At 57.1% G+C, this 10,296-nt stretch carries 11 protein-coding genes; 8 read left to right on the top strand and 3 right to left on the bottom strand.

Annotated features, from left to right (window positions below):
- The 3 genes from AC3WP4_RS20165 to AC3WP4_RS20155 form a co-directional block, all read right to left on the bottom strand.
- The coding region (locus AC3WP4_RS20165) for a hypothetical protein (protein ID WP_218219205.1) at nucleotides 1-276 on the bottom strand (276 nt) is incomplete at its 3' end.
- Between the two features lie 35 nt (nucleotides 277-311).
- Complete coding sequence (locus tag AC3WP4_RS20160) at nucleotides 312-1,532, bottom strand: CaiB/BaiF CoA transferase family protein (RefSeq protein WP_074872390.1); 1,221 nt, start codon at nucleotides 1,530-1,532, stop codon at nucleotides 312-314.
- A gap of 13 nt (nucleotides 1,533-1,545) precedes the next feature.
- Nucleotides 1,546-2,727, bottom strand: coding sequence for an acyl-CoA dehydrogenase (locus tag AC3WP4_RS20155; protein ID WP_008154475.1), 1,182 nt, complete (start codon nucleotides 2,725-2,727; stop codon nucleotides 1,546-1,548).
- Between the two features lie 157 nt (nucleotides 2,728-2,884).
- Between AC3WP4_RS20155 and AC3WP4_RS20150 the strand changes: the two genes are divergently transcribed.
- From AC3WP4_RS20150 to AC3WP4_RS20115, 8 genes are all read left to right on the top strand, one after another.
- Nucleotides 2,885-3,784 carry a LysR family transcriptional regulator gene (locus AC3WP4_RS20150; RefSeq protein ID WP_074872388.1) on the top strand — a complete coding sequence of 300 codons (900 nt, stop codon included), beginning with the start codon at nucleotides 2,885-2,887 and terminating at the stop codon, nucleotides 3,782-3,784.
- Nucleotides 3,785-4,219: 435 nt separating this feature from the next.
- Nucleotides 4,220-5,341: a Re/Si-specific NAD(P)(+) transhydrogenase subunit alpha gene (locus tag AC3WP4_RS20145; RefSeq protein WP_074872386.1), complete on the top strand. Its 1,122-nt coding sequence runs from the start codon at nucleotides 4,220-4,222 to the stop codon at nucleotides 5,339-5,341.
- A gap of 15 nt (nucleotides 5,342-5,356) precedes the next feature.
- Nucleotides 5,357-5,680, top strand: coding sequence for an NAD(P) transhydrogenase subunit alpha part 2 (locus AC3WP4_RS20140; RefSeq protein WP_003187010.1), 324 nt, complete (start codon nucleotides 5,357-5,359; stop codon nucleotides 5,678-5,680).
- The gene (locus AC3WP4_RS20135) at nucleotides 5,680-7,116 is read left to right on the top strand and encodes an NAD(P)(+) transhydrogenase (Re/Si-specific) subunit beta (RefSeq protein WP_074872384.1); all 1,437 of its coding nucleotides are present in this window, start codon (nucleotides 5,680-5,682) and stop codon (nucleotides 7,114-7,116) included. The genes AC3WP4_RS20140 and AC3WP4_RS20135 overlap by 1 nt, the downstream gene beginning before the upstream one ends.
- A 180-nt stretch (nucleotides 7,117-7,296) precedes the next feature.
- Complete coding sequence (gene scpC, locus AC3WP4_RS20130; protein ID WP_074872382.1) at nucleotides 7,297-8,790, top strand: succinyl-CoA:acetate CoA-transferase ScpC; 1,494 nt, start codon at nucleotides 7,297-7,299, stop codon at nucleotides 8,788-8,790.
- Nucleotides 8,791-9,109: 319 nt separating this feature from the next.
- Entirely contained in the window at nucleotides 9,110-9,325 is a 216-nt protein-coding gene (locus AC3WP4_RS20125; protein ID WP_008154465.1) for a DUF1127 domain-containing protein, read from the top strand.
- 258 nt (nucleotides 9,326-9,583) lie between these two features.
- Entirely contained in the window at nucleotides 9,584-9,793 is a 210-nt protein-coding gene (locus AC3WP4_RS20120; RefSeq protein ID WP_074872381.1) for a DUF1127 domain-containing protein, read from the top strand.
- A gap of 143 nt (nucleotides 9,794-9,936) precedes the next feature.
- The gene (locus AC3WP4_RS20115; protein ID WP_074872379.1) at nucleotides 9,937-10,254 is read left to right on the top strand and encodes a DUF2388 domain-containing protein; all 318 of its coding nucleotides are present in this window, start codon (nucleotides 9,937-9,939) and stop codon (nucleotides 10,252-10,254) included.
- The last annotated feature ends 42 nt before the right edge of the window (nucleotides 10,255-10,296 follow it).

Genomic DNA, 10,296 nt, shown 5'->3' with positions numbered 1-10,296 from the left:
GAATTCTACAGCGTTACTCGCTGCTGTCAACACCTCTTTTACACCGCTTTCGACCGAGAAGATCGAACCGTCAAAAGCGCCAAACCACCCTGCTCTTTCAACTCCTTCTGGGCTTCGATGACCTGAAGCAGCTCGCTGTCGAAAACTGCATAACTCATTGTTTACCAAGGAGTTTCCCGTTTCGACTGCGCCGGAAGTGGGGCGAATTATAGACTTCCAGAATCTGCCGTCAACCCCTAATTGCATTTTTCTATCAAGTACTTGCAGAGCGCTCAAAACAGCTCACACCCTCTTCTATATAGAAGAAGTCCTCAGAGCACTCCGGCCTCTTTGAATGCCGCCACAGCACCAGCATCCAGACCCAACACCCGCTGCAGAACCTCCAGCGTATGCTCCCCTAATAGAGGAGGTGCATTGCGATACTCCACAGGCGTTTCGGACAGGCGAATCGGACTCGCCACTTGCGGCACCATCCCGGCCAGCACATGGGGCAGTTCGATGGCCAACCCGCGCGCCTTAACCTGAGGATCAGCAAACATCTGAGCCAGATCATTGATCGGCCCGCACGGCACACCTGCCTGCTCCAGCTGCAGCACCCACTCAGCAGTCGTCTTGAATACAGTCGCCTGGCGAATAAGTGGGATCAACTCCGCGCGATTCGCCACCCGCAATTTATTGGTCGCAAAGCGTGGATCATCTGCCCATTGCGGCTGTCCAGCCACTTCAGCGAATTTGCGAAACTGCCCGTCATTACCCACGGTGAGGATGAAGTCTCCATCCGCCGTAGGAAAGTCCTGATAAGGCACGATATTCGGATGAGCATTGCCCAGGCGCTTAGGAGCATTGCCGGTAGTCAGGTAATTCATTGCCTGGTTAGCCAGGCAAGCCACCTGAACATCCAGCAACGCCATATCAATATGCTGACCGCCACCGTCATGATCCCGATGCGCAAGCGCTGCAAGGATCGCCACAGTGGAATAGAGACCGGTCAAAATGTCCGTCAGCGCCACGCCAACCTTCACCGGCCCGGCACCCTCATCCCCCTCGGGTCGCCCCGTCAGACTCATCAGGCCGCCCAACCCCTGGATCATGAAGTCATAACCCGCGCGCTTGGCATAAGGGCCGGTCTGACCAAACCCGGTAATCGAGCAATAAATCAGATTTGGATTAATCGCTTTTAGCGACTCATAGTCCAAACCATAGGCCGCCAACCCACCGACCTTGAAGTTCTCGATCAGGATGTCCGACTTCGCCGCCAGATCACGCACCAGCTTCTGCCCTTCAGGCCGAGTGAAGTCGATGGTGACCGATTGCTTGTTGCGATTGGCCGACAAGTAATAGGCGGCCTCGCTAGTGTTCTCGCCATAAGCGTCTTTAAGGAAGGGAGGCCCCCAGGCGCGCGTGTCATCGCCATTACCCGGGCGCTCGACCTTGATCACTTCGGCGCCAAGGTCAGCAAGGATCTGCCCGGCCCAAGGCCCAGCCAGCACCCGCGATAAATCCAGTACCCGTAGATGCGAAAGCGCGCCCATGGCCGTTCTCCTATTAATAGAACGCCTGAATGCCAGTCTGCGCACGACCGAGGATCAGCGCATGGACGTCATGCGTACCTTCATAGGTGTTCACCACTTCCAGGTTGACCAAGTGGCGAGCAACACCGAATTCATCGGAAATACCGTTACCACCCAGCATGTCGCGCGCCATGCGAGCAATGTCCAGGGACTTGCCGCAGGAATTGCGTTTCATCATCGAAGTGATCTCTACCGCTGCAGTACCCTCGTCCTTCATACGACCCAGACGCAGGCAGCCTTGCAGCGCCATGGTGATCTCGGTCTGCATGTCGGCCAGCTTCTTCTGGATCAGCTGGGTGGCGGCCAATGGGCGACCGAACTGCTTGCGATCCAGAGTGTACTGGCGAGCGGTATGCCAGCAGAACTCGGCAGCACCCAGCGCACCCCAGGAGATGCCATAGCGTGCGGAGTTGAGGCAGGTGAACGGACCTTTCAGACCGCGCACATCCGGGAAAATGTTTTCTTCGGGGACAAACACGTTATCCATGACGATCTCGCCGGTGATGGATGCACGCAGGCCGACCTTGCCGTGAATCGCCGGAGCGCTCAGGCCTTTCCAGCCCTTCTCCAGAACGAAGCCACGGATGTCACCCGCATCGTCCTTGCCCCATACGACGAACACATCGGCGATCGGGCTGTTGGTGATCCACATCTTGCTGCCGGTCAGGCTGTAGCCGCCTTCCACTTTGCGGGCACGAGTAATCATCGCGCCTGGGTCGGAGCCGTGGTCAGGTTCGGTCAGACCAAAGCAACCGATCCATTCACCCGAAGCCAGTTTCGGCAGGTACTTTTGCTTCTGCGCTTCGGTGCCGAATTCATTGATCGGCACCATGACCAGCGAGGACTGCACACTCATCATAGAGCGATAGCCGGAGTCGACGCGTTCGACTTCACGGGCAATCAGGCCGTAGCTGACGTAGTTCAGGCCGCTGCCACCATACTGCTCAGGGATAGTCGCGCCCAACAGGCCTACTTCTCCCATCTCGCGGAAGATTGCCGGGTCGGTCTTTTCATGGCGGAAAGCTTCGAGAACACGCGGCGCGAGCTTCTGCTGAGCGAATTGCTCAGCGGTGTCGCGGATCATGCGTTCTTCTTCGGTGAGCTGTTGATCCAGCAGCAGGGGATCGATCCAGTTGAAGCTAGCTTTACCGCCCATGAGTGTGTCCTCTCGAATCGGGTCAAATAACGTGGGCTGATCCTAGGCCGGGTTCGGCGTTACGGCAAACGAGGATTTTGCATACTGTTGTGCTAATTTCTCACTCCGAAACATCGCAAAATAGCTTTTATGCGATGTATTAGTGAGGTTGACGTACATGCGCAGGAAAATCCCCAGCACAACGGCCCTGATCAGCTTTGAAGCGGCCGCTCGCCACGAAAGTTTTACCAAGGCAGCTCAGGAGCTTTCGCTCACTCAAGGCGCCATTTGCCGACAGATCGCCAGCCTTGAGGAGTTCCTCAGCGTAGAACTGTTCCGACGCTCGCGACGTGGGGTCAAGCTGACGGAGGCCGGTCTTTCCTACAGCCGCCGGGTGGCCACCCAACTCGATGCCGTTGAACGGGACACCTTGTCAGTGATGGGCCAGCAAGGTGCCAACGTGATTGAGTTGGCAGTGGTTCCAACCTTTGGCACTCAATGGCTGCTGCCAAGGCTCAAGGATTTCCAGCAAAAACACCCGGAAGTGACGGTCAACCTCACTAACCGAACGCGGCCCTTTCTGTTTGCCGACACCGACTTCGATGCCGCGATCTATTTTGGCGACGCGGACTGGTCGGGTACCGAATCCCACAGGCTGATGGGCGAAAATCCGATGCCGGTGTGCAGCCCCAATCTCATGGGGAAAAACACAACCCTGTCTCCCGGCGACATCGCCGAATTGCCCCTGTTGCAGCAGACCACTCGCCCTTATGCCTGGCGCCAGTGGTTCAACTCTCAAAACCTAAATATCCCGCGAGACATGACAGGACCGCGCTACGAGCTATTCTCCATGCTTGCCCAAGCGGCCATGCACGATATGGGAATAGCACTGATTCCGCCGTTCCTGATTCAACGCGAATTGGCCGAGAAGCGCCTGGTCATTGCCAACCCCCAGGCGCTATCAAGTATCAAGGCGTATTACTTGATGATTCCCGAGCGAAAGGTCGAATCAGCCTCTTTAAGGGCATTTCGCGATTGGTTGGTCAATCAGGCACAGAGCTACAGCCTAGAAGGATAAAGGCTTTTCGCAACAATCTGACTGCGTAGTCAACAAAACCAAAACACTACAGATATAAGTATTTGTCGCATATTTGATAACTGTACCGACAAGCAGTACAAACGTCCCACAAGCGCCTGAAAACGTGGCCTTGAGCCTCTATTGCGGAGCAATAACGCCTCATTCACCTGACCGATGCGTAAATTCTCCAATTTTTATAAAAATCCTTACAAGGCACGGCCTGCAAGGGATTGAACCGGTCAGTTGCGACATTCGGTCACGGGGTGACTTGTAGTTAATTTTCCGTCACCCCTCATAAACCCTTGAAGGGCACTAAGTTCGCCTGCAAAATGCCGCGCCCCGCCCTGATTTGGCGGGATCGTGCTGATCGGCCGCCCCAGCCGCACCATCCGAAGTGCCTGGGTTTACTCAATAAGATCACGCAGGAGATTTGACGTGCACATTGGTGTTCCTCTCGAAACCCAGACGGGTGAAACGCGGGTTGCTGCAACCCCGGAAACCATCAAGAAGCTGATCGGCCAGGGTCATAAGGTCACTGTGCAAAGCGGCGCCGGTATTAATGCCAGCGTTGTCGACAGTGCCTATGAAGCGGCAGGCGCAATTATTGGCAGCGCCAACGATGCGTTTGGTGCCGAACTGATTCTCAAGGTGGTCGCCCCCAGCGACAGCGAGCTGACGCTGATTAAGAGCGGCACCGTTGTGGTGGGCATGCTCAATCCGTTCAGCAATGAAACCATTGCCAAGCTGGCCGAGTGCGGCATTACCGCGTTTGCGCTGGAAGCCGCGCCACGCACCTCCCGCGCTCAGAGCCTGGATGTTCTGTCCTCCCAGGCAAACATCGCCGGTTATAAAGCCGTGTTGCTGGCCGCTCACCACTATCCACGCTTCATGCCGATGCTGATGACGGCTGCGGGTACCGTGAAAGCGGCGCGCGTGCTGATTCTTGGCGCAGGTGTAGCCGGTTTGCAGGCGATAGCTACAGCGAAACGTCTGGGTGCAGTGATCGAAGCGTCTGATGTACGCCCTGCGGTAAAAGAGCAGATCGAATCCCTCGGCGCCAAGTTCGTCGACGTGCCTTACGAAACCGATGAAGAGCGCGAATGTGCCGTTGGTGTCGGTGGTTACGCGCGACCAATGCCTGCCAGCTGGATGCAACGTCAGGCCCTGGCCGTGCACGAACGCGCCAAACAGGCTGACATTGTCATCACCACCGCACTGATCCCGGGCCGTAAGGCGCCAGTATTGTTGAGCGCGGAAACCGTGGCGCAGATGAAGCCGGGCTCGGTGGTCATCGACCTCGCGGCAGCCCAGGGCGGCAACTGCCCGCTGACCGTGGCGGACCAGGTTGTGGTCGAGAACGGCGTAATCATTTGCGGCCCGACCAACCTGGCCGGCGCCGTCGCCGCAGACGCTTCGGCCCTGTACGCACGCAACCTGCTGGACTTCCTGAAGCTGGTCTTCAACAAAGAAGGCCAGTTCGAGATCAACCTCGAAGACGACATCGTCGCCGCGTGCCTGATGTGCCGCGACGGCCAAGTCATCCGCAAAAACGCCTAAGCAGGGATTCAGACGATGGAAGAGCTTATCTCCCCCGGTATCTACAACCTGATCATCTTCGTGCTGGCGATTTATGTCGGTTATCACGTGGTCTGGAACGTTACGCCCGCACTGCACACGCCTTTGATGGCGGTAACCAACGCAATCTCGGCGATCGTGATCGTCGGCGCCATGCTGGCCGCGGCTTTGACCGTAACGCCACTGGGCAAGACCATGGGCACCCTGGCGGTAGCCCTGGCAGCGGTGAACGTATTTGGCGGCTTCCTGGTTACCCGCAGGATGCTTGAGATGTTCAAGAAAAAAGCCCCGAAAGCAGTAAAAGAAGAGGCGCCTAAGTAATGAGCATGAATCTCGTAACGACGCTCTACTTGATCGCGTCGATCTGCTTCATCCAGGCCCTGAAAGGCCTGTCGCACCCGACCACCTCGCGGCGCGGCAATGTGTACGGCATGCTCGGCATGGCTTTGGCAATTCTCACCACAGTGGGTCTCGTCTATAAGCTAGGTGCCGAATTGGCCACCGCCGGCATCGGCTACGTCATCGTAGGCCTGTTGGTCGGAGGTACCGCCGGGTCGATCATGGCCAAGCGCGTTGAAATGACCAAAATGCCGGAACTGGTCGCCTTCATGCACAGCATGATCGGTATGGCCGCGGTGTTCATTGCCATTGCAGCAGTTGTCGAGCCGCAATCGCTGGGCATCGTCAAGCAACTGGGCGATGCGATTCCTGCCGGTAACCGTCTGGAGCTGTTCCTCGGTGCGGCCATCGGTGCAATCACCTTCTCCGGTTCGGTGATCGCCTTCGGCAAGCTGTCGGGCAAGTACAAGTTCCGCCTGTTCCAGGGCGCCCCCGTACAGTTCGGCGGTCAGCACAAGCTGAACCTGCTGCTGGGCCTGGCGACACTGGGCCTCGGCGTGACTTTCATGCTGACCGGTAACCTGAACGCCTTCGCGCTGATGCTGGCCTTGGCCTTCGTGCTGGGCGTGCTGATCATCATCCCGATCGGCGGCGCGGATATGCCGGTGGTTGTGTCGATGCTCAACAGTTACTCCGGCTGGGCAGCAGCAGGCATCGGCTTCTCGCTGAACAACTCGATGCTGATCATCGCCGGCTCGCTGGTAGGTTCGTCCGGTGCGATTCTCTCGTACATCATGTGCAAAGCGATGAACCGCTCGTTCTTCAACGTGCTGCTCGGTGGTTTCGGCAACACCGCGGACGCCGCCGGCCCTGCTGGCTCGAAAGAAGCCCGCCCGGTGAAATCCGGTTCGGCTGACGATGCAACCTTCCTGTTGACCAACGCCGACACCGTGATCATCGTTCCGGGCTACGGCCTGGCGGTAGCACGGGCGCAGCACGCGCTGAAAGAGCTGACCGAGAAGCTGACCCATCGCGGCGTGACCGTGAAGTATGCGATCCACCCGGTCGCCGGTCGTATGCCTGGCCACATGAACGTATTGCTGGCCGAGGCCGAAGTGCCTTACGACCAGGTGTTCGAAATGGAAGACATCAACTCCGAGTTTGGCCAGGCCGACGTGGTGCTGGTACTGGGCGCCAACGACGTGGTCAACCCGGCTGCCAAGAACGATCCGAAATCGCCAATTGCCGGTATGCCGATTCTCGAAGCGTTCAAGGCCAAGACGATCATCGTCAACAAGCGCTCGATGGCCAGCGGCTATGCCGGTCTGGACAACGAGCTGTTCTACCTCGACAAAACCATGATGGTCTTCGGCGACGCCAAGAAAGTCATCGAAGACATGGTCAAAGCCGTCGAGTAAAACCTGCTCCAGCGCAATACCCAAAACCTCAGCCTTTAGTAGGCTGGGGTTTTTTATTGCCCGCTAAAAACCGACCAAAGGCTCTAAATCGGGGCTCTGCATTCGACCATGGTAGCGGGAGGATTTTTTTTGAAATCACTAGACTGCACTCCTTGCTTTCGTTGCCCGAGATAACAATCCATGTACCGTGACCGTATCCGCTTGCCTTCGTTGTTGGATAAAGTGATGAGCGCTGCTGACGCCGCCGCTCTGATTGAGGACGGCATGACCGTCGGCATGAGTGGCTTCACCCGCGCCGGCGAAGCCAAAGCCGTGCCCCACGCACTGGCCGAACGCGCCAAAATCACCCCGCTGAAAATCACCCTGATGACCGGCGCCAGCCTGGGCAACGACCTCGATAAACAGCTCACCGAAGCTGGCGTATTGTCACGACGCATGCCCTTCCAGGTCGACAGCACCCTGCGCAAGGCTATTAATGCCGGCGAAGTGATGTTCATCGATCAGCACCTGTCGGAAACCGTGGAGTCGCTGCGCAATCAGCAACTCAAGCTGCCGGACATCGCAGTGATTGAGGCTGTGGCGATCACGGAGCAGGGCCATATCGTGCCGACCACGTCGGTGGGTAACTCGGCCAGCTTCGCGATTTTCGCCAAGCAGGTGATCGTCGAGATCAACCTCGCGCACAACCCGAATCTCGAAGGTCTGCATGACATCTATATCCCGACCTATCGGCCGACCCGCACACCGATTCCGCTGGTCAAGGTCGACGATCGCATTGGCAGCACAGCCATCCCGATTCCGCCGGAAAAGATCGTCGCGATCGTGATCACCAATCAGTCCGACTCGCCGTCCACCGTGCTGCCGCCGGACGTTGATACCCAGGCCATTGCCGACCACCTGATCGACTTCTTCAAGCAGGAAGTGGCTGCCGGGCGCATGACCAACAAGCTCGGCCCGCTGCAAGCCGGGATTGGCAACATCGCCAACTCGGTGATGTGCGGGCTGATCGACTCGCCGTTCGAAGACCTGACGATGTACTCCGAAGTGCTTCAGGACTCGACCTTCGACCTGATCGACGCCGGCAAGCTGAGCTTTGCTTCAGGCAGTTCAATCACCTTGTCGAGTCGTCGCAATACCGATGTTTTTGGCAACCTTGAGCGCTACAAGGACAAACTGGTCCTGCGCCCGCAGGAGATTTCCAACCACCCGGAAGTGGTGCGCCGGCTCGGCATCATCGGCATCAACACGGCGCTTGAGTTCGACTTGTATGGCAACGTCAACTCCACCCACATCTGTGGCACGCGGATGATGAACGGTATCGGCGGCTCGGGCGACTTTGCGCGCAATGCTCACTTGGCAATCTTCGTGACCAAGTCGATCGCCAAGGGCGGTGCGATTTCCAGCGTGGTGCCGATGGTCAGCCACGTTGACCACACTGAGCATGACGTCGACATCCTTGTCACCGAGATCGGCCTGGCGGACTTGCGTGGCCTGGCGCCGCGAGAACGCGCACGGGTCATCATCGACAACTGCGTGCACCCGGACTATCGCCAAGCCCTGGATGACTACTTCACAGCCGCTTGTGCGCTCGGCGGTCACACACCGCACATCCTGCGTGATGCCCTTAGCTGGCACATCAACCTGGAAGAAACCGGGCGAATGCTCGCGGTGTAATTGGTACAGATAGCAGCTGACGCAAACACAGTTTCGTCAGCTTGCTGTTGCCAGATCAAATACTGAATAAAACTGTACTGCTGTACCGGTCTTTTCCTACCGTAATTGCCTACCTTTCCAAGTCAATCCAGCAAAAACGCACGATATTAGTGCGGACAAGTACAGTTGCCTCAATTTCGACCAGTACACCACCCTTTAACAGTTAACTGGTACCTCACAATACAGGTGAACTGTATCTAGAGAGACTGGCCAAACGAGAGGATCATTGGCATCAGTTAAACCACTACCTAATCCCGCCATAAGCGGAAGGATGTCAACCATGGAACGTACACTCAGTTCCGAGCTGTTTTTCGAAGACAACGCTGTAAAAACCCAGGCTTCCACGCCTCTTCGCGTTCTCGCAAACCTGATGCTGTGGCAGCGCCGCATCTCCAGCCGCCATCAACTGGCTCGTCTGGATTCGCGTCTGCTGGCTGACGCAGGGATTAGCGAAGCACAACGCTACGAAGAGCTGAGCAAGCCGTTCTGGCGCTAAGTTAGCGTCGCTGGCTCTGACCCACCGGGTCCACCGCCAGCACTCCAAATTGAAAAAACAAAGCCCGTCGTGGGGAACCACGACGGGCTTTGTCGTTTTGGCCCCTCAAAACGGGTAATACAGTAGAGACCCTGCTCGACAGGTACAGTTTTACTATTTAAACAATTGAACCAGTACAATTTCAGCGCGGTGTATCTGTTGCGGAAGAGAGGACGGGATCACCATGAAATCCTCAACTGCCAGCAAAAGGACCGCGCCATGAATCACTTACTGGATGTTTCCGTTTCTACGCCCCAAACAACGCCTCGCTTCCTTGGGTTTCGTAGATGGCTGAGGGGCGTTGCCAACCACCTGGAAAGGGCCCGAACCCGGCGTTTGCTGGGCCAACTGGATGACCGGCAACTCTCGGACCTGAACATCAGCCACGCGGATCGTCTCCACGAAATGAATAAACCGTTCTGGCGTTAACTTCCTGCTTGAACAGACGGGACTGTGCGAACCGATACCATAGGCCTAATATCCAAATGGAGCGTGGCGAACGCTGCACGACTGGCGTCTGAATAAACAGACACTGCGCCACCTCTTAATCGGTTTTCCAAAGGAGTTCCACCATGTCCCGTCTTCGTCTGCTCAGCGCTGCAGCCCTGCTTGCCGTGGCCGCCAATTCCCACGCCACCAGCTTTATCGTGACCACCGATGCCGTCGTCGGCGCGCTCAAGGCCACGTCCGATGCGACCTCCGATGTCACTTCTTCCTTTCGCGATGACAAAATCGTACGTGCCGCACGCGACGACGCCGCCAGCTTCGTGGCCAGCGAAGGCGCCATTCGTGGCGTGAAACTGGAAAGTGCACTCGACCATATTCGCCACCAGGCACCTCAGTTGAACGCGAGTGACGCACAACTGGCGCAAGCCATACTGACTATCTAAGCGTCACCACTGAAGTGGGACACGCCCGCCGTGTCCCAATGT

The sequence above is a fragment of the Pseudomonas sp. FW305-20 genome (genome assembly GCF_058788075.1).
This window is presented reverse-complemented; position numbering and strand designations above follow the sequence as displayed.

Coding starts and splice junctions, on each gene's coding strand:
- AC3WP4_RS20160 (WP_074872390.1), bottom strand. CDS start 1,532: ATGGGCGCGCTTTCGCATCTACGGGTACTGGATTTATCGCGGGTGCTG.
- AC3WP4_RS20155 (WP_008154475.1), bottom strand. CDS start 2,727: ATGGGCGGTAAAGCTAGCTTCAACTGGATCGATCCCCTGCTGCTGGAT.
- AC3WP4_RS20150 (WP_074872388.1), top strand. CDS start 2,885: ATGCGCAGGAAAATCCCCAGCACAACGGCCCTGATCAGCTTTGAAGCG.
- AC3WP4_RS20140 (WP_003187010.1), top strand. CDS start 5,357: ATGGAAGAGCTTATCTCCCCCGGTATCTACAACCTGATCATCTTCGTG.
- AC3WP4_RS20135 (WP_074872384.1), top strand. CDS start 5,680: ATGAGCATGAATCTCGTAACGACGCTCTACTTGATCGCGTCGATCTGC.
- scpC (WP_074872382.1), top strand. CDS start 7,297: ATGTACCGTGACCGTATCCGCTTGCCTTCGTTGTTGGATAAAGTGATG.
- AC3WP4_RS20125 (WP_008154465.1), top strand. CDS start 9,110: ATGGAACGTACACTCAGTTCCGAGCTGTTTTTCGAAGACAACGCTGTA.
- AC3WP4_RS20120 (WP_074872381.1), top strand. CDS start 9,584: ATGAATCACTTACTGGATGTTTCCGTTTCTACGCCCCAAACAACGCCT.
- AC3WP4_RS20115 (WP_074872379.1), top strand. CDS start 9,937: ATGTCCCGTCTTCGTCTGCTCAGCGCTGCAGCCCTGCTTGCCGTGGCC.